The organism is Hydrogenophaga sp. (genome assembly GCF_018780385.1).
GTDB lineage: Bacteria > Pseudomonadota > Gammaproteobacteria > Burkholderiales > Burkholderiaceae_C > Hydrogenophaga.
The window spans coordinates 27,000-46,672 of record NZ_JADMJO010000013.1; the positions used below are offsets into that span (position 1 = coordinate 27,000).

General features: G+C 57.6%; 18 protein-coding genes. All 18 read left to right on the forward strand.

The genetic code is table 11. The features are described 5' to 3' along the window. Window positions 1-14: 14 nt before the first annotated feature. The 18 genes from IV113_RS06885 to IV113_RS06970 all read left to right on the forward strand — a co-directional run bounded on the left by IV113_RS06885 (window position 15) and on the right by IV113_RS06970 (window position 19,446). Window positions 15-1,313, forward strand: a complete 1,299-nt coding sequence (locus tag IV113_RS06885; protein ID WP_291082102.1) for a nucleotide sugar dehydrogenase — start codon at window positions 15-17, stop codon at window positions 1,311-1,313. Window positions 1,314-1,321: 8 nt separating this feature from the next. Beyond that, window positions 1,322-2,269, forward strand: a complete 948-nt coding sequence (locus tag IV113_RS06890; RefSeq protein ID WP_291082104.1) for a Gfo/Idh/MocA family oxidoreductase — start codon at window positions 1,322-1,324, stop codon at window positions 2,267-2,269. Beyond that, complete coding sequence (locus IV113_RS06895) at window positions 2,266-2,844, forward strand: acyltransferase (protein ID WP_291082106.1); 579 nt, start codon at window positions 2,266-2,268, stop codon at window positions 2,842-2,844. Before IV113_RS06890 ends, IV113_RS06895 begins: the two co-directional genes overlap by 4 nt. 20 nt (window positions 2,845-2,864) lie before the next feature. Next, window positions 2,865-3,953: a DegT/DnrJ/EryC1/StrS family aminotransferase gene (locus tag IV113_RS06900; protein WP_291082108.1), complete on the forward strand. Its 1,089-nt coding sequence runs from the start codon at window positions 2,865-2,867 to the stop codon at window positions 3,951-3,953. Window positions 3,954-4,014: 61 nt separating this feature from the next. Beyond that, on the forward strand, window positions 4,015-5,286 hold the full coding sequence (locus IV113_RS06905; RefSeq protein ID WP_291082110.1) for an oligosaccharide flippase family protein: 1,272 nt from the start codon (window positions 4,015-4,017) through the stop codon (window positions 5,284-5,286). A 23-nt stretch (window positions 5,287-5,309) separates the two neighbouring features. Beyond that, window positions 5,310-6,698 carry a hypothetical protein gene (locus IV113_RS06910; protein WP_291082112.1) on the forward strand — a complete coding sequence of 463 codons (1,389 nt, stop codon included), beginning with the start codon at window positions 5,310-5,312 and terminating at the stop codon, window positions 6,696-6,698. Then, entirely contained in the window at window positions 6,695-7,552 is an 858-nt protein-coding gene (locus IV113_RS06915) for a class I SAM-dependent methyltransferase (protein ID WP_291082114.1), read from the forward strand. Before IV113_RS06910 ends, IV113_RS06915 begins: the two co-directional genes overlap by 4 nt. A gap of 52 nt (window positions 7,553-7,604) precedes the next feature. Beyond that, a complete protein-coding gene (locus tag IV113_RS06920) occupies window positions 7,605-8,750 on the forward strand; it encodes a glycosyltransferase family 4 protein (protein ID WP_291082115.1) in 1,146 nt (381 codons plus the stop codon). 38 nt (window positions 8,751-8,788) lie between these two features. Beyond that, window positions 8,789-9,940 carry an N-acetyl sugar amidotransferase gene (locus IV113_RS06925; protein WP_291082117.1) on the forward strand — a complete coding sequence of 384 codons (1,152 nt, stop codon included), beginning with the start codon at window positions 8,789-8,791 and terminating at the stop codon, window positions 9,938-9,940. Continuing rightward, a complete protein-coding gene (gene hisH / locus IV113_RS06930) occupies window positions 9,937-10,557 on the forward strand; it encodes an imidazole glycerol phosphate synthase subunit HisH (RefSeq protein ID WP_291082119.1) in 621 nt (206 codons plus the stop codon). Before IV113_RS06925 ends, hisH begins: the two co-directional genes overlap by 4 nt. A 1-nt stretch (window position 10,558) precedes the next feature. After that, entirely contained in the window at window positions 10,559-11,356 is a 798-nt protein-coding gene (locus IV113_RS06935) for an AglZ/HisF2 family acetamidino modification protein (RefSeq protein WP_291082121.1), read from the forward strand. 10 nt (window positions 11,357-11,366) lie between these two features. After that, on the forward strand, window positions 11,367-12,410 hold the full coding sequence (locus tag IV113_RS06940; RefSeq protein WP_291082123.1) for a polysaccharide biosynthesis protein: 1,044 nt from the start codon (window positions 11,367-11,369) through the stop codon (window positions 12,408-12,410). Between the two features lie 4 nt (window positions 12,411-12,414). After that, the gene (locus tag IV113_RS06945) at window positions 12,415-13,536 is read left to right on the forward strand and encodes an NAD-dependent epimerase/dehydratase family protein (protein WP_291082125.1); all 1,122 of its coding nucleotides are present in this window, start codon (window positions 12,415-12,417) and stop codon (window positions 13,534-13,536) included. Window positions 13,537-13,547: 11 nt separating this feature from the next. Then, the gene (gene wecB / locus IV113_RS06950; protein ID WP_291082127.1) at window positions 13,548-14,675 is read left to right on the forward strand and encodes a UDP-N-acetylglucosamine 2-epimerase (non-hydrolyzing); all 1,128 of its coding nucleotides are present in this window, start codon (window positions 13,548-13,550) and stop codon (window positions 14,673-14,675) included. Between the two features lie 25 nt (window positions 14,676-14,700). After that, window positions 14,701-15,933: a glycosyltransferase family 4 protein gene (locus IV113_RS06955; protein ID WP_291082129.1), complete on the forward strand. Its 1,233-nt coding sequence runs from the start codon at window positions 14,701-14,703 to the stop codon at window positions 15,931-15,933. Continuing rightward, on the forward strand, window positions 15,930-16,877 hold the full coding sequence (locus IV113_RS06960) for an SDR family oxidoreductase (protein ID WP_291082131.1): 948 nt from the start codon (window positions 15,930-15,932) through the stop codon (window positions 16,875-16,877). Before IV113_RS06955 ends, IV113_RS06960 begins: the two co-directional genes overlap by 4 nt. After that, window positions 16,877-17,437 (forward strand): sugar transferase, encoded by a 561-nt coding sequence (locus IV113_RS06965; protein ID WP_291082324.1) that lies wholly within the window; start codon window positions 16,877-16,879, stop codon window positions 17,435-17,437. The genes IV113_RS06960 and IV113_RS06965 overlap by 1 nt, the downstream gene beginning before the upstream one ends. Before the next feature lie 5 nt (window positions 17,438-17,442). Continuing rightward, window positions 17,443-19,446, forward strand: coding sequence for a nucleoside-diphosphate sugar epimerase/dehydratase (locus IV113_RS06970; RefSeq protein ID WP_291082133.1), 2,004 nt, complete (start codon window positions 17,443-17,445; stop codon window positions 19,444-19,446). Window positions 19,447-19,673: the final 227 nt, after the last annotated feature.

The following is a 19,673-nucleotide window of genomic DNA, read 5'->3' on the forward strand; positions in this document are numbered from 1 at the left end:
TTATCCTCTCGTACATGAACCTGAACCAGAAAACCATCGCCATCATCGGGCTGGGCTACGTGGGCCTGCCTCTGGCGGTCGAGTTTGGCAAGCACCGTCAGGTGCTGGGCTTCGACATCGATGTACACCGTGTGGACGAACTTCGGCAGGGCCGGGACCACACCCTGGAATGCAGCCCGCAAGAACTGGCACTGGCCAAACACCTCAGCTTCAGTTGCGAAGTTGACGACCTGCAGGGTGCCCAGGTGTTCATCGTCACCGTGCCAACGCCGGTGGACAAAGCGAACCGACCTGACATGACGCCGCTCATCAAGGCAAGCGAGACGGTGGGGGGCGCCCTCAAGGCTGGGGATGTGGTGATTTACGAATCCACCGTCTACCCGGGTGCCACCGAGGAAGTGTGCGTGCCGGTGCTTGAACAAGTCAGCGGTCTGGTGTTCAACCAGGACTTCTTCTGCGGCTACAGCCCCGAGCGCATCAACCCGGGCGACAAGGTCAACACGCTCACCACCATCCGCAAGATCGTCAGCGGCAGCACCCCCGAGGTGGCTGATGGGGTGGATGCCCTGTACCAACAGATCATCAAGGCAGGCACCTGGAGAGCGAGCAGCCTGAAGGTGGCTGAAGCCGCCAAAGTGATCGAGAACAGTCAGCGAGACCTCAATATTGCGTTCGTCAACGAGCTCTCGGTCATCTTCGATCGTATCGGCATCGACACGCTGGAAGTGCTGGAAGCTGCAGGCAGCAAGTGGAACTTCCTGCCTTTCCGGCCCGGCATGGTCGGCGGCCATTGCATCGGCGTGGACCCTTACTACCTTACGCACAAAGCCGAAGAGCTGGGCTACCACCCGCAGGTGATCCTGGCCGGCCGCCGCATCAATGACAACATGGCGCGCTACGCTGCGCGCAGCATCATCCGGCGCATGCTGCGCAACGGCATTGACGTGGCCCGCAGCAAGGTGGGCGTGATGGGCATCACCTTCAAGGAAAACTGTCCGGACATACGCAACAGCAAGGTGGTGGACCTCGTGCGCGAGTTGCAAGGCTGGAACGTGAATGTGGTTGTGGCCGATCCGTGGGCAGACCCGGCAGAAGTCGAGCGGGAATACGGCATCCAGCTCGAACTTCTTGACAGCAAACACCCGGTGGACAGCCTGATCGTGGCGGTGGGCCACAAACAGTTCCGCGAACTTGCACCTGAAACCTTGCGGTCGATCTGCACGCGGCACGATCTGCCCGTCATCGGCGATCTCAAAAGCCTCTATGACCGCCACGCCCTTGCAGCCCAAGGGTTCGACGTTTTCCGTTTCTGATCCATCCCATGAAGAACTTTGCCCTCATCGGTGCCGCCGGCTACATCGCTCCACGCCACATGCGCGCCATCAAGGACACGGGCCACCACCTGGCCGTGGCTTACGACAACAACGACTCCGTCGGAATCATCGACAGCATCTCGCCCCAAAGCGAGTTCTTCACTGAGTTCGAGCGTTTCCTGGAATTTGCACACCAGCTCAAGCGCCAACCGCAGACCGCACTGGACTACGTGGCCATCTGCTCCCCCAACTACCTGCACCATGCCCACATCGCAGCCGGCCTGCGGCTGGGCTGTGACGTGATCTGCGAAAAGCCCTTGGTACCCACGCCAGAGCTGATTGACGAACTGGAGCTGGTGGAGCGCGAGACAGGGCGCAAGGTGTTCAACATCTTGCAGTTGCGCCACCACGACGCGATCCTCAAGCTTCGGGACAAGGTGTCAGCTGCTCCAGCGGACACCAAGTTCGACGTGGAACTCACCTACATCACCTCGCGCGGAAAGTGGTACGCCGAAAGCTGGAAGGGTGACCCACGAAAGGCGTTCGGCGTGGCGACCAACATCGGCGTGCACTTCTTCGACATGCTGCACTTCATCTTCGGCAAGCTGCAACGCAACGTGGTGCACCACAGCGGCGAGGCCAAAGCGGCAGGTTACCTGGAGTACGAACGCGCTCGCGTGCGCTGGTTCTTGTCGATCGACGCCAATGACCTGCCTGATGACGTCAAAGGCAAAAAGACCACGTACCGCAACATCGACATCAGTGGCGAGCAGTTGGAGTTCTCGGAGGGCTTCACCGATCTTCACACCACCAGCTACCGCGAGATTCTGGCGGGAAGAGGCTACGGCCTGAACGATGCACGGCACTGCATCGAAACCGTCAACGTGATCCGAAACGCGGCTGTTGCACCCGCCGGGCCAGATGCTCATCCCCACGTTGCGCTGCTCCAGAGATGAGCTTCACCGCCCACCCAAGCGCAATCGTCGACGAAGGCGCAGTCATTGGTGAGGGTTCTCGCGTCTGGCACTTCGTGCATGTGTGCGCTGGTGCCCGCATTGGGGCTGGGGTGTCATTGGGCCAGAACGTGTTCGTGGGCAACAAGGTCTCCATTGGTGACCGTTGCAAGGTTCAGAACAATGTGAGCGTCTACGACAACGTGACACTCGAAGAAGGGGTGTTCTGCGGGCCTAGCATGGTGTTCACTAACGTGTACAACCCGCGCGCCTTGATCGAACGCAAGAGCGAGTACCGCGACACACTTGTCCGGCGTGGGGCCACCTTAGGCGCGAACTGCACCATCGTCTGCGGCGTCACCATCGGCGAGTTCGCCCTCGTTGGTGCCGGAGCCGTCGTCAACAAGGACGTGCCCGCTTACGCGTTGGTGGTTGGCGTGCCCGCTCGCCAACTGGGCTGGTGCAGCCAGTATGGCGAGCAACTGGACCTCCCATTGAGCGGCAACGCCAGTGCCAGCTGCCCGCACACCGGCCAGCGCTACCTGCTGGTGGACGGCGTCTGCCAGTTGGCCTCTTGATTTTCTCTTCGAAGCCGCCTATGGAATTCATCGACCTGAAGACCCAGTACCAGCACCTCAAGACGGAAATTGATGCAGGTATCCAGCGCGTGCTGGACCATGGGCAATACATCCTGGGACCTGAAGTGGCCGAGCTGGAGGAGAAACTAGCCGCCTACACCGGGTCGAAGCACTGCATAACCGTGGCCAACGGAACAGATGCGCTGCAAATTGCGCAGATGGCGCTGGGCATCGGGTCGGGCGACGAAGTGATCACGCCCGGCTTCACCTACATTGCCACCGCCGAGACCGTAGCTCTGTTAAGGGCCACGCCGGTGTATGTGGACGTCGACCCCTACACCTGCAACCTGGACCCCGCATTGCTCGAAGCTGCCATCACGCCCCGCACCAAGGCCATCATTCCGGTGAGCCTTTACGGTCAGTGCGCGGACTTCGACGCGATCAACGCCATAGCCGCGACGCACGGCATCCCGGTGATTGAAGACGCTGCGCAAAGCTTTGGCGCCACTTACAAGGGTCGCAAGAGCTGCAACCTCACCACCATCGCCTGCGCCAGCTTTTTCCCCAGCAAACCGCTGGGGTGTTACGGCGATGGTGGTGCCTTGTTCACCAACGATGACGAACTGGCCCGCGTGATGCGACAGATCGCCCGCCATGGCCAGGACCGCCGTTACCACCACATCCGCGTAGGTGTGAACAGTCGGCTGGACACCTTGCAGGCCGCAGTGTTGCTGCCCAAGCTGGCGGTGCTGGACGAAGAGATCCGCTTGCGCCAGATCGTGGCCAAACGATATGGCCGCCTGCTGGCACCGTTTGACGCGGTCACCACGCCGACAGTTGACGAGCACAACCAGAGCGCCTGGGCGCAGTACACCGTTCAGGTTCAAGGCAGGGATGCGCGGCAAGCGTTGATGAAGCAACGGAACGTCCCCACGACGGTGCACTACCCCTTGCCACTCAACCAGCAACCCGCGGTGGCCGATGCGAATGCTCGGCTGCCTGTGGGCGACCGGCTGGCCACTCTAGTGCTGAGCCTACCCATGAGCCCCACACTGACCGAACAAGATCAGCAGGCCGTCGTCGAGGCTCTTTGCCGCGCTCCGGGTTGAAGACTGTGCTCACGTGAAGCGTCCACCATGGCTTGAACGCCTAACCACGCGGGGAGGCTTGATGCGCTCTGTGGCGGTGCTTGTGGGAGGTACCGCCTTCGCGCACGCTATCACGGCGCTGGCGTTGCCGATTCTTACCCGGCTGTACAGCCCGACCGACTTCAGCGTTCTCGCCGTTTTCGCCAGCGTGTTGGCGGTTATTTCCGTGGCTGCCTGCCTGCGTCTGGACGTGGCAATTGCTCTACCAGCATCCGACCATCAAGCCTTCGATCTGCTGGTGCTAGCATTGGCCTGCACTGCGGGTGTGGCCACGATGTGTGGCGCCATTGTGCTGTTCGCTCCCGAGTGGTTCGCGTCCACCATCGGGCGCTCGGACATCGAGCCCTACCTCTGGATGATTCCCATCGGGGTGCTGCTGGCGGGCACCTACAGCGCCTTGCAAAACTGGTTCGTGCGCGAGAAGCAGTTCAGCCTGATTGCTAGGAGCAGGGTGGTGCAATCTGGCGCCAGTGCGGGCACGCAGATTGGCATGTCTGGGCTGGCAAGCGCCCCCATCGGCCTGTTGGTCGGCTACCTGCTGAACACAGGCTCTGCCTGTATCGGTCTGGGCTTCCAACTGGTGCGGCAACAGCGAACGCGACGCAACGGAGAAGGTATGAACGTGGCCCGGCTTAAGCAGGCCTGGAAAGACCACGACCGCTTTCCCAAATACTCCACCTGGGAAGCACTGTGCAACAGCGCTGCCATACAGGTGCCCGTGATCATGATTGCGGCCCTTGCAGCAGGGCCCGAGGCTGGCTACTTGCTGCTGGCCATGTCCGTCATCCAAGCGCCCATGTCCCTGTTTGGTACAGCCATCGGGCAGGTGTATCTTTCACGGGCGCCGCAAGCCTATCGCGACGGGCAACTTGCCAGCTTCACAAAACAAGTCCTGGGCGGACTCATCAAGGCGGGCGTCGGTCCATTGCTTCTGATGGGCGCACTCGCGCCATTCCTTTTTGGTCTAGTGTTTGGCGAGGAGTGGGAGAGGGCCGGCGTGCTGGTGGCCTGGATGACGCCTTGGTTTGTGATGCAGTTTCTCGCATCACCTATTTCTATGGCTATGTACATCACGGGAAGGCAACAATCAGTCTTTCTCCTCCAAGTCTCAGGATTAGCCTTCAGAATAATGGCCGTATGGTTCGCTTCAATCTTACCCAACGCCCCTATGGCGGAAGCTTATGCCGTCTCGGGCATGATTTTTTATATAGTGTATCTCTGGTTTATTTTGCAATCTGTCAGAGATGAAATTCCACATTCTCTAGATGTGACACCAAACAAAGAAACATTCTGACTCAAACAATAAGTTTCCAATCCATGCAAACACACCAAAGTGGGACCAACGCTCAGGGTAAGAGATGGAAGCCTTTCGAGTCAAGGATCGTTCTTTTTGGATGGAGCTTGCTGTATGCACTATCATTAAACTATTGCTTATCGGCATACGCCAGTGTCTGGTGGTCGGAATATGGGTTCACCAGTTCTGATTTCGACCTCTGGAAATGGTTCGCAGCGAGTCTTTCCATCCTGCTCTGGACTTCGGTCCTTCCAAAACGAATTAAGAATGCGTCATCGTTGTTCCTGATTACAATTTACCACTTCGTTGGTATTCCTGCACTGGTTGCAATCACCAGTTTGGAGAACATGTACGGAGTCGATCGAAGTAGCCTGCTTCCTTCCTTGACACTTGGCTTCTTCCTATCTTGCATAATACAAAAACGAAGCCTTTCAGTCAGTTTGAATCGGGCATTTCCTTCATGGTTTCCTGTGACCCTGACCATTGTTTGGCTTCTTTGCGCAATCTTTCTAATTAAAAGTTTCGCTGGAGTCATGCAGTTTGAAGGACTTGACAACATATACGCTCAGCGAGAAGCCGGGAAAGCGGAAGGACTCATTCAAGGTTATGCACAAACCTATTTTGGTTATGTGCTTTCTCCTGCACTCTTGGCATTCGGTCTTTATCAACGCCGTCCTCTGTTTATTCTTGTTGGAATTGTGGGTGCGTTGATTCTTTATGCGATTACTGCAGAAAAAGCGGTGATAATGTATCCATTGTTTATCAGTGCTATGTTTGTACTGATGCGACGACTCTCAAAGCATACTGTTTCCGCTATATCCATCACAGCATCGTTTTCGTTTTTGTTAACCATCGCTGTTACCTTCTATCAACATTCAACTGTGGCCGAATTTATATCGTGGTATCTTGGAAGCCGAACGCTACTTATGCCAGGAATTTTTGTTGTTCACTACTGGGATCAATTCTCCATCGACGGAAATACTCTATGGAGTCAACTTAAGGGGTTTAATTTGTTGATTCAAACCCCTCCTCAATACCTTGGGGATGAGAGGTGGCCTTCTCTAGGACTTATTGTTGGAGAGCTGCACTTGGGCGTGCCTACATTCAATGTAAATGCCAGCTTTATCGCCTCTGATGGAATTGCAAGCTTTGGCGCGATAGGCATATTAATTGCTTTCTTGGTATTTTCACTATTTCTATCCATCTTGGATTACGTATCCAGCGGCTTCGATCCGATCTTGCTTGTTCCTTTACTAGTACCTCTAAGTCTAAACTTGACAAACGGGTCTCTCTTTACTGCACTAACCTCCTTCGGAGGGTTATTTTGGATCATATGCTTCGTTTTTTTCACTAGAAGAAAAGTTGGGGCTGACAACTTCTTATCTCATACTCGAACTCTACCGAAATCATGAACACAGAAGTTATTTTCTCAAATCGTGAGGCGATTAATTGCCCCTGCTGTGGTACGAGTGCTAACACGCCCTGGAGCAATGAGCTTGGCTTCACTGTGGTTCGATGCATGCAGTGTCGTCTGCTGTACGTTAATCCAATATTGAAACCAAGCTACATAGATGCTGCTGTCAGGGAGGGAGCGCATTCAATCGAAGGAAGAAAGCTCGACGTCCGAAGTAGACGCATACCTAGGAAAATTCACCGTTACCAAACCGAGCTGAAAGGTATGTTTTCAGATTTGTGGCAATCTGGGAAAGCAATTTGTTGGGTGGATGTGGGCGCTGGTTATGGCGAAACACTAGAAGCGGTGCGGGGATTGGCCCCACTTGGTAGCTCAATTGTGGGTGTGGAGCCAATGCAATACAAAGCAGAAATGGCCCGCAAACAAGGTCTTGAAGTTCAGAATTCGTATCTTGAACCAAATATATTCAAGGCAGATGTCATATCGATGGTCGACATATTCAGTCACATTCCGAATTTTCATTCGTTTCTTCAGATCGTGATTAAGAACCTCAAGCCTGGGGGCGAGATTTTTCTCGAGACCGGAAATCTGGCAGATCTTTCCCTTCGCAGAGAATTCCCGAACGAACTTGGATTGCCCGACCATCTTGTATTTGCAGGGGAGTCTCAATTGAGACGGTACTTGATCGAGGCGGGATTTGATGTTATTCAAATCAAAAAGCAACGCATTGACGGATTTTTGTCATCTTTCAAATCCATTGTCAAGAAGTTACTTGGTCGGCCCGTAGTTTTAGGAGTTCCGTATTCCTCTCATTACAGACAATTATTGATCAGGGCCCGATTGCGCTCGTGAGCTCCATCAGTTTCACGAACTGCATTTGAAGAATACTCGCCCAAATACGCCGATGAATATATTGCATGTCTGTCTTTCCAATTATTATATTGACCGATTTTCATATCAAGAAAATGAGATCGTCCACCAAAATGTGATAGATGGACACAACGTCAAGATAGTGGCTTCGACAGAAACCTTTGGTGAAAATCGCGAATTAGTTTATGTGCGTCCTTCCAAATATATCGGAAGCGATGGAGCGGAAGTCGTTAGATTGCCATACCTTCGTTTACTTCCTCATTTCATCATGCGCAAACTGCGCATTCACCCTGGGTTCAAGGAACAGCTTGAGGCATTCCAGCCAGAGGTCATTCTCTTTCATGGGACTTGCGGCTGGGAGCTGAACACGGTTGCTAATTACAAGAGGCAAAATCCAAGCATCAAACTGTATGTCGACAGTCATGAGGATTTCAATAATAGCGCACGCACATGGATTTCAAAGTGGGTGCTTCATTTTCTGTATTACCGCACCATCTTGCGGCATAATCTGAAGTGGATTGATCGGATTCTGTGCGTCAACGTATCAGCCATGGAATTTCTCGAGAACTTCTATGGAATTCCATCGAACCAATTGGAGTTTTTTCCCCTTGGCGGAAAGGTTCTGAAGGATGCCGAGTACCTTGCTCGTCGTAAGGCGACTCGAAGTCTTCACCAACTGGAGGCCGATCACATCCTCTTTGTTCAGTCTGGAAAGATGGATAGCAGCAAGAAATTTCTTGAATCGCTGCGGGCCTTCTCCAGGATCAAGAACCCTCATTTTCGCTTCATCGCGGTCGGTCATATTCACGATGACATTGCATCGGAAGCTGAGCAATTAATCAAAGGCGATCCGCGCATAACTTTCGATGGATGGAAGTCGCCAGAGGAGTTAAGAGACCTGCTTTGTGCTGCTGACGTGTACGTCCAACCGGGAACTCAATCAGTCACCATGCAGATGAGCCTTTGCTGCCGATGCGCGGTGATGATCGCTGATGTCTCAAGTCACCAACCATACATCAATGCCAACGGTTGGTTGATCGGAACAAACTGCAAGCTAGATCAGGCCTTCCAGGAAGCCGCTGAGCAACCGCATGAACTGCAATCTATGGCAGAAAATTCCCACGCCATCGCCTCCCGCCTCCTGGACTACCGTTCTCTGGCCGCAAGGTTGTATCGGTAAACTCCGCTCTTCGCCTCTACAACGACCGCCAGCTTCCCATGACCTCAGCCAGTACCCGCCCGTATCAAATATGCCGCAAATGCACCATGGATACGAGCGACCCACACATTGCATTCGATGACGATGGCGTCTGTGAGTACTGCAACAACTTCCAGACGGAGATCCTGCCCAACTGGCACACGGGTCAGCGCGGTGAAAAAGAGCTAGCTGCGTTGGCCGACAAGATCCGGGCACAAGGCCGGGGCAAAGACTTCGACTGCATCATCGGTCTGAGCGGCGGGCTGGACAGCTCCTACGCCACTTATGTGGCCAAGGAAAAAATGGGGTTGCGACCCCTGCTTTTCCACGTGGACGCTGGCTGGAATACTGACCAAGCCGCGGGCAACATCGAGAAGCTGGTGGACGGGCTAGGGCTCGACCTCTACACGGAAGTCATCAACTGGCAGGAGATGAAAGACTTGCAAGTGGCTTTTCTCCGGGCCGGGATCGCAGACCAGGATCTGCCTCAAGATGGCGCGTTCTTTTCGGCGTTGTACAAGTTCGCCAGAAAGCACCGCATCAAGTATGTGTTGACCGGCTCCAATTTCTCCACGGAATGCTGCCGCGAACCAGAAGAATGGGGCGGCTACCCGGGTATCGACACCGTGCTTTTCAAGGATATTCACCGCCGCTTCGGCCAGCGTGAATTGAAGACCTTCCCGCTGGTGGACATCCTGATCTACAAGTTGCTCTACCAGAAGGTGCTGGGGATGGAGGTGGTCAAGCCCTTGAACCTCGTGCCCTACATCAAGAAGGATGCAGAAGCCGAACTGGAGCGCAAATTCGGCTGGCAGCGGTTTCAGCACAAGCACCACGAGTCTCGCTTCACGCGTTTCTACGAGGATTACTGGATGCCGCGCAAGTTCGGATACCACAAGCGCCGCGCACATTTCTCCAGCCTCATCCTTACAGGTCAGATGACGCGCGAGGCGGCGCTGGAGCGGTTGTCGCGACCCGAGATGGACGAACACTTCCTGAAACAGGAGTTCGAGTACGTGGCCCACAAACTGGGGCTGTCCGTGGACGAGCTTCAAGCGATCTTTGACGGCGAGAACAAGACGTACCGCGACTACAAGAACAAGCGTTGGGCCATTGGCATCGGCGCGAGCGCCATGCGGATGCTGGGCCTGGAAAGAAGGTTGTTCCGGTGATCCACATCGTCGACTATGGTGTGGGAAACGTTCAGGCATTCGTCAACATGTACAAGCGCCTTGGCATAAACGCCAAGCGGGCGGTCAGCGCCCACGATTTGCTGTCTGCCAAGAAGGTGATCCTGCCTGGCGTGGGTGCATTCGATCACGCCATGGAACTGCTCAATGCTTCGGGCATGCGCGAGCCACTGGACCGCCTCGTGCTCGAGCAGGGCGCGCCGGTGCTCGGCATCTGTGTCGGCATGCAGATGCTGGCCGACGGCAGCGACGAAGGCTCGGAGACCGGCCTGGGGTGGGTGAAGGGACGCGTGCGCAGCTTTGCCAGCCAAGCTGCCTCTGCGGCGTTGCCGATGCCCCACATGGGTTGGAACGACGTCATCCCGGTTGCAGATTCACCCAGTGCGCTCTTCAAGGGCTTGGAGAGTGAGGCCCGCTTCTATTTCCTGCATTCTTACTATTTCGAGGCAGCGGAAGCTGCCGACGCCGTGGCGCTGTCCGACTATGGTTTTGAATTCGCCTGTGCGGTTCAGCGTGGTCATGTCGCAGGCGTGCAGTTCCATCCCGAGAAGAGCCACCACTGGGGTGCGGCGCTTCTGAAGAATTTCGCGGAGCTCTGACATGCTGCGCCCACGCATCACGCCCTGTCTGTTGGTCCACCAGGGTGGCCTGGTGAAAACCGTTGAGTTCCGCGACGCCAAGTACGTCGGAGACCCGATCAACGCCGTCAAGATCTTCAACGAGAAAGAAGCCGACGAATTGGTGGTGCTCGACATTGACGCCACGGTGAACGGCGCTGAACCTGACTACAGCATGATCGCCCACCTGGCTGCTGAATGCCGCACGCCCCTGTGTTACGGCGGTGGCGTGCGAACACCGGAACAGGCGCGCAAGATCATCGGGCTGGGCGTCGAAAAAGTGGCCGTGAGCGCGGCGGCGGTGGAAGACGCCACATTGCTGACCCGCATGGCCGAGGCGGTGGGCAGACAAAGCGTGGTTGCGGTGCTGGATGTGCGAAAGAAGTCCGGGCTATTTGCCAAAGGCTACGAAGTGGTCACGCGCAACGCCACTCAAGTGCACAAGCGAGACCCGTTCGAACTGGCACAACAGCTCCAGGCTGCGGGTGCGGGCGAGATCGTGATCAACTCGGTGGACCGCGATGGTCAAATGAAGGGTTATGACCTCACGCTCGCTGTGAAAATGCGCCAGACCCTGCAGATTCCTCTGACGTTTCTGGGCGGCGCAGGTTCGCACCAAGATATCGAGGCATTGTTTCAGGCCTGCGGCGTGGTGGGCGCCTCGGCCGGCAGCCTCTTCGTTTTCAAGGGCCCTTACCGTGCGGTCCTGATCAACTACCCCCATCCCGCCCAGCGTGAAGGCATCTATCGCGCTGGCTTGGCGACACACACAACCAAGTGACTGCCCTCCGATGTTCAAAGACAAAACGCTACTGATCACTGGCGGCACCGGCAGCTTTGGCAATGCCGTGCTGCGCCGGTTCCTCAACTCCGATCTGCGCGAGATCCGTATTTTCAGCCGTGATGAGAAAAAGCAGGACGACATGCGCAAGCATTTCAGTCATCCTAAGCTGAAGTTCTATATTGGCGATGTACGGGATGGGCGCAGTGTTGCGACGGCCATGCGCGGGGTCGACCATGTGTTCCATGCGGCTGCTCTCAAACAGGTGCCCTCGTGTGAGTTCCATCCGATGGAAGCCGTTCGCACCAACGTGATGGGCACGGAAAACGTGCTTGAGGCGGCCATAGCGGCCGGTGTGCATCGTGTGATCTGCCTGAGCACCGACAAGGCGGTGTATCCGATCAACGCGATGGGCATCAGCAAGGCCATGATGGAGAAGGTGATGGTCGCCGCCAGCCGCAATCTCGAAGGTACGGACACGGTAATTTGCGGTACACGCTATGGCAACGTGATGGCATCGCGTGGTTCGGTCATCCCGCTGTTCATAGACCAGGTGCGCAGCGGCAAACCCATTACGGTGACCGATCCGGCCATGACACGCTTCATGATGACGCTCGCGGATGCCGTAGACCTCGTGATGTACGCCTTCGAGCATGGCAACAACGGCGACATCTTTGTACAGAAAGCCCCTGCAGCCACGGTCGAAGTTTTGACGCAAGCGCTGCTTCAACTCATGGGCACACCAAATCACCCGGTTCGCGTGATGGGCAGTCGACATGGCGAAAAGCTTTATGAGGCTCTGCTCAGTCGTGAAGAGATGGCTTGTGCAGAGGATCTTGGCGACTATTTCCGCGTACCTCCTGACGGACGCGACCTCGACTACGCCAAGTACGTGGACGAAGGCGAGGAGCGTTTGACCCAGGCGCTGCATGCGGACGAATACCACTCGCACAACACCACGCGCCTCGACGTAGAAGGCATGAAAGCACTCTTGCTGAAGCTTGACTTCATGCAGCGCATTTCGCGTGGCGACGTCGCCGTGGCCGAGGAGTGAGTTCATGAAGGTGTTGATCACTGGAGCGCAGGGCTTCATCGGAAAAAACCTTTGCCTGCATCTGACCGAGCGCAAGGACGTGGAGGTGGTAGCGTTCACGCGCGACCAGCAGACTGCGGATCTGCCGCGCTTGCTGGACGGCGTGGATTTTGTGTTTCACCTCGCCGGCATCAACCGCCCGCAGGATCCTCAGGAGTTCATCAGTGGCAATGCAGACCTGACACAGGCGCTGTGTATGGCGATCGCGGAAAGCGCGAGCGCTGGAATGATTCAGGTCGTTTACGCCTCGTCCATCCAGGCAGGAAACGACAATCCATATGGACGAAGCAAGCTGGCGGCGGAGAGCGCGCTGTTCGATTTGCAGCGGCAGCGTGGCACTGCAGTGCATGTTTTTCGTCTGCCGAACGTGTTCGGAAAATGGTGCCGACCTAACTACAACTCAGCCGTCGCGACCTTCTGTCACAACATTGCTCGCGAACTGCCCATTCAGATCAACGATCCCGCCGCTCCCCTGACGTTGGCCTATGTCGACGATGTCATCGCTCGCTTCATGCAGTTGCTGGATGGCGCTGCCCCCGCGGTGGATGCTCATGGGTTTGCCACGCTCACTCCGCAATACCTCACCACCGTTGGCGAGGTGGCCAGCAAAATCGCGGCCTTCAAGGCCAGTCGAGTCAGCTTGGTCACGGATCGCGTGGGCACTGGGCTGACCCGGGCATTGCACTCAACCTACGTGAGCAACTTACCTCCCGAGGCGTTTTCATACACCTTGCCTCGGCATGCGGATCCGCGCGGCGTTTTTGTCGAGATGCTCAAGACACCGGATTGCGGTCAGTTCTCGTACTTCACCGCGTTACCGGGGGTGACGCGGGGTGGTCACTACCACCACAGCAAAACCGAAAAGTTCCTGGTGATCGAAGGCCAAGCGCGCTTTCGCTTCCGGCACATGCTCACAGGCGCAACCCACGAATTGCAAACCAGCGCCGACGTGCCGCAAGTCGTTGAGACTGTGCCGGGCTGGACGCATGACATCACCAACACGGGGGAGAAGGACATGGTGGTGATGCTCTGGGCCAACGAAATCTTCGACCGCGAGCAGCCGGACACGTTTGCGTCACCGGTATGAATGGAACCGTCATGAAAAAACTCAAGGTGATGACGGTCGTAGGCACAAGGCCTGAAATCATTCGCCTCTCGCGCGTTTTGGCGCGGCTGGACGACTACTGTGATCACGTGCTCGTGCACACAGGTCAGAACTACGACTACGAACTGAACCAGATCTTTTTTGACGATCTGGGCATTCGCAAACCAGACCACTTTCTTGATGCGGCATGCGGTAGTGCAGCGGAAACCATTGGCACCATCATTGCGAAGGTTGACACGGTCATTGCAACGGAAACACCCGACGCAATGCTCGTGCTGGGCGACACTAATAGCTGCCTTTCGGTCATCCCCGCCAAGCGCCGCAAAGTGCCCATCTTCCACATGGAGGCCGGCAATCGTTGCTTCGACATGCGGGTTCCTGAGGAGATCAACCGCCGAATCGTCGACCACACGGCCGACATCAACCTGACCTACAGCAGCATCGCGCGTGAATATCTTCTGCGCGAAGGCTTGCCGCCCGACATGGTGATCAAGACTGGAAGCCCGATGGCCGAAGTGTTGGGGCATTACAAGCAACGCATTGACGCGTCGACCGTACTGACCAAGTTGGGTTTGCAGCGTGAGGGCTATTTTCTGGTGAGCGCACACCGAGAGGAGAATGTGGATTCAGACGTGCGGTTTGCCAAGTTGGTGGAGGTGCTCAACCAAGTGGCCGAGCAGCATGGTCTGCCCGTGATTGTTTCCACCCATCCCCGTACAAAAAAGCGGGTGGACAGCCAGGGCGCAACATTCCATCCGCTCGTTCAACTGCTCAAGCCCTTGGGCTTCACCGACTATAACCAACTGCAGATTCACGCTCGTGCAGTGCTATCGGACAGTGGAACGATCAACGAAGAGTCTTCCATCCTGAACTTTCCGGCACTCAACCTGCGCGAAGCGCACGAGCGCCCCGAAGGCATGGAAGAGGCTGCAGTGATGATGGTTGGCCTGGACCCTTTGCGCGTCATGCAGGGTCTGGCCATCCTGAAAGATCAGCCACGGGGAGGAGAGCGCCTGTTGAGGCAAGTTGCGGACTACAGCATGCCCAATGTCTCTGACAAGGTCGTGCGCATTATTCATAGCTACACGGACTACATCAACCGCGTGGTCTGGAAAAAGTAGGCACGGGCATCCTTTGCACATACTGGTGATCAGCCAATACTTTTGGCCTGAAAATTTTCGAATCAACGACCTTGTCCAGGAATGGACGAGGCGGGGTCATGCCGTCACGATACTGACCGGCAAGCCCAACTATCCGTCGGGTCGGGTCTTTCCCGAATACGAGCAAAACCCAGAGCGGTTTGGCGCGTACCACGGGGCACGCGTGCTTCGAGTCCCCCTGCTCGCACGTGCGCAAGGCTCGGTCCGCCTGCTCCTCAACTATGTCAGCTATGTGATCAGCGCCAGCGCCTTGGGACCTTGGCACTTGCGCGGCAATGGGTTCGACGTTGTTTTCGTCTTCGAACCGTCGCCGGTCACTGTCGGCATTCCGGCGCTTGTCATGGGCAGACTCAAGCGGGCACCCGTGGTGTTCTGGGTACTCGATCTCTGGCCGGAGACCCTATCTGCCATCGGAGTGGTGCGCTCTCGGCGTGTGCTTGGTTGGGTCGGGCGTCTGGTGTCATTCATCTACAACCGATGCACCCTCGTGCTTGGACAGTCGCGGGGGTTTCAAACCAGCATCCTGCAATACTGCCGCGATGCCAGCAAGGTCCGCTACTTCCCCAGTTGGTCAGAAGACGTGTTCGCCCAGTCCGATGCAACTCCAGCACCTGAAATCACTTCGAAGCTTGGTGTGTTCAATGTCCTTTTCGCCGGAAACATCGGCGAAGCGCAAGATCTACCTGCCGTGTTGGAAGCTGCGACCCTGCTGAAAGACAACCCCGGTGTCCGGTGGTTGATCGTGGGTGACGGGCGCAAATCGGAATGGCTTCAAGACGAAGTGAGCCACCGGGGCTTGGCACAACAGGTCATGCTACTGGGTCGCCACCCGGTGGAACGCATGCCGTCCTTCTATTCCCATGCCAACGCGCTGCTGGTGTCGTTGAAAAAGGATCCGGTGTTCAGCCTGACCATTCCGGGCAAAGTTCAGTCATACCTGATGTCGGGCATCCCCATCTTGGGCATGCTCGACGGCGAAGGCGCTGATGTCATCCAAAGAGCGCGGGCAGGTATGGTGTGTGGTGCGGGTGATGCTCGCGGTCTGGCAGACGCCGTTCTGGACCTGGCTGCCATGGATAGCAATGCGCGCAGGGCACTCGGCGAGAACGGTCGGCGATTCGCAAAACAGGAATTCGACCGAGAGACGCTGATGGACAGGCTTGAGCAGTGGCTGACAGAGGCCGTGGACACCCAGCGAGAGCGAGGGAGAGATCGATGACAGTGTTGGTCACGGGAGCCAGTGGTTTCGTGGGGCGCGCGTTGTGTCGGCGGGCGCTCGCCGCCGGCCTGAACGTGCGGGCCGCAATGCGAAACCCCGGGGAAACCGTCACGCATTTGGCCGCCATTGAAGTGCCCTCCCTGGACCACCAGACCGACTGGGCACTGGCGCTCGTGGATTGCCGCGCTGTGGTTCACACTGCTGCCAGGGTTCACGTCATGGATGAGGCGGCAATGGACCCTCTGACTGAGTTTCGTCGGGTCAATGTCGAGGGAACACTGCACTTGGCACACCAGGCTGCGGCAGCCGGCGTGCGGCGCTTCGTCTTCGTCAGCTCGGTCAAGGTCAACGGCGAAGGCAGCGTGGCCGGTCATCCCTTTACCGTCGCGGACGCGCCCTCCCCGCAAGACCCCTACGGCATCTCCAAAATGGAAGCCGAACAGGGCTTGCGCCAGATCGCGTCAGAAACAGGCATGGAAGTCGTCATCGTCCGCCCGCCGCTTGTGTACGGGTCTGGCGTCAAGGCCAATTTCGCATCGCTCATGCGCGCGGTGCAACGTGGTATTCCCCTGCCACTGGCAAGCGTCACCAACAACCGCCGCAGCTTCGTCGCCCTCGACAACCTCGTCGATTTGCTCATCACCTGCCTTGCCCATCCCGCCGCAGCCAATCAGACCTTTCTGGTGAGCGACGGTGAAGACCTCTCCACCGCCGATCTGCTGCTGCGTCTCGGGCGAGCCATGGGCAAGCAGGCGCCGCTGTTCCCGGTACCACCTTCGTTGCTTCAGCTCGGCGCCAGCATCATCAGCAAAGGGGACATGGCGCAGCGTTTGCTCGGAAACCTACAGGTCGACATCGGCCACACCTGCAACACGCTGAACTGGACTCCCCCCATTTCGGTGGACGAAGGCCTGCGGCGTGCGACGGCAGGACTCACACAGTGATCAAGCGCCTGTTCGACCTGACCCTGGCCATTCCCGCGGCGCTGCTGCTGCTATTGCCCGTGGCGAGCATTGCGCTGACCGTTCGACTCACGTCACCCGGGCCCGCCTTGTATTGGAGCGACCGTGTCGGTCGCCACAACCGGATCTTCAAGATGCCCAAGTTCCGCAGCATGCGGATCGACACACCTGCCGTGGCCACCCATCTGTTGACCGACCCGGCGAAGTACCTCACGCCGATCGGCTCCTTCCTGCGCAAGAGCAGCCTGGACGAACTGCCCCAACTGTGGAGCATCATCAAGGGCGACATGAGCTTCGTGGGACCCCGGCCTGCGCTGTTCAACCAGCACGATCTGATAGCACTGCGCACAGAGCAAGGGGTGCACGAACTGGTGCCGGGTTTGACGGGCTGGGCGCAAGTGAACGGCCGGGATGAATTGCCGATTCCGCAGAAGGTGGCGCTGGACGCCGAGTACCTGCGGCGTCACACTTTGGTGTTGGACTTGCGCATTCTGTGGATGACGTTTGTAAAGGTGTTGCGCCGTGACGGCGTGACCCACTGAAAACAATGAACAGCAGGGATTCAGAAACTTCCGCGGCGACGGTCCTGCTGGACCTGCCACGCTTGGCCAAACGGTTGGTGGCGCTCGCGGTGGACGTGTCGCTCTGCGTACTCAGCGTGTGGATTGCCCTGTGTCTGCGGCTGGAGCACTGGGTGCGGCTCGAACCGGTGCACGGATGGGCGATGTTGGGAGCGGTGCTCTTGGCCCTGCCGCTTTTCGTCAGGTTTGGCCTGTACCGAGCCATATTCCGGTATGCAGGCTGGAACGCCATGATCAGCCTGGTTCAGGCCATGGCCTTATACAGCCTGTTCTACGCCATGTTGTTTACCGTCATCAGCGTGCCGGGCATTCCGCGAACGATCGGTGTCATCCAGCCGATGTTGCTGATGGTCTTCGTAGGATCCAGCCGGGTCTTGGCGCGCTATTGGCTCGGCGGTTTGTACCGGTCTGTCTTGCACCGCAAAGAACTGCCCGGCGTTCTGATCTACGGCGCCGGCGCGGCCGGCCGCCAACTCGCGGCAGCACTTGCCCGCGGGACCGAACACCGGCTGCTGGGCTTTCTGGACGATGATGACCGCCTGCACGGCAACAGCCTGGATGGGCGCACGGTATTCCCGCCGGCTTCGTTGCCCGAACTGATTCCCGAACTGGGCGTGACCGATCTGTTGCTGGCACTGCCTTCGATCACCCACCAGCGACGCCTGCAGGTGCTGGACTCGTTGCGCCATCTGCCCGTGCACGTGCGAACCATGCCCGGTATGTCGGATCTGGCCGCAGGCCGCGTGAGTCTGAACGACGTGCGCGAACTGGAGATCGAAGACCTGCTGGGTCGCGAACCGGTGACGCCCGATGCCTCGCTGTTGCTGCGGCTGGTGCACGACAAGGTGGTGCTCATCACGGGCGCCGGGGGCAGCATCGGCAGTGAGCTCTGTCGGCAGATCGCCGCCTGCCGGCCTCGCACCCTGCTTCTGGTGGAAAACTCCGAGTTCGCGCTCTACCAGATCCACCATGAACTCACCGCCCTGGTGGGCAGCCAGACCGATCCGCTGGATCTCGAAGAAGGTGATGTGGATGCACCCATGGCGGTCACGTTGGTGCCGCTGCTGGCCTCGGTGCAGGACGAAGAGCGCATGGCTCAGATCATGCAGACGTGGCGGCCGCACGCGGTGTACCACGCCGCCGCCTACAAGCACGTGCCGCTGGTGGAGCACAACCCGGCTCAGGGGCTGCGCAACAACGTGTGGGGGACCTTGGTCTGTGCGCGCAGTGCGCAAGCCGCTGGCGTGAGCCACTTCGTGCTGATCAGCACCGACAAGGCCGTGCGGCCCACCAACATCATGGGCGCGAGCAAGCGCATGGCCGAGCTGGTGCTGCAGGCTCTGGCGGCGGAGCCGGGCGCCACCACGTTTTCCATGGTGCGCTTCGGCAATGTGCTGGGCTCCAGCGGCTCGGTGGTGCCCTTGTTCCGGCAGCAGATCAAGGACGGCGGACCGATCACGCTCACCCACCCGGACATCACCCGCTACTTCATGACCATTCCCGAGGCGGCCCAGTTGGTGATCCAGGCCGGCGCCATGGCGCAAGGCGGCGACGTGTTCGTGCTGGACATGGGTCAGCCGGTGCGCATCATGGATCTGGCGCAACGCATGGTGGAGCTCTCCGGTCTGCAGGTGAAGACGGCCATCAACCCCACCGGCGACATCGAAATCCAGACCACGGGGTTGCGCCCGGGCGAAAAGTTGTACGAGGAACTGCTGATCGGCGACAACCCCCAGCCCACACAACATCCGCGCATCCTGCGCGCCCGCGAAGACTTCCAACCCTGGCGGGAATTTCAGCAAACCTTGCATGCGCTGGACGCCGCGCTCGCGGCCCAGGACATTCCAACGGCACGGGCATTGTTGCAGCGGTGCGTGCAGGGTTACCTGCCCACCGGCGAGGTGGTGGACTGGGTGCACATTTCGGCCATGCGCGACGCCGAACAATCGATCAAGCAACTCCAGCACTGAGCGCGGGCAAAAAAAAGCCACCTTGCGGTGGCTTTTGAAAGTCCTTGAAGGGACGTCGTTGGGAGACCAGTTTCAAACGCGCTGAGCGACGTGTGGGATTTGCCGGGTCTGATTTTTTTGAGATGTTGTGACAGCAACGGGGTCTATTGTGCGTTGCAGCGGGCGGCTCGACCATCCCCAACATGGGGGAGTTGTCCGTTTTTTGAATACAAAAGACGCAATGTTTT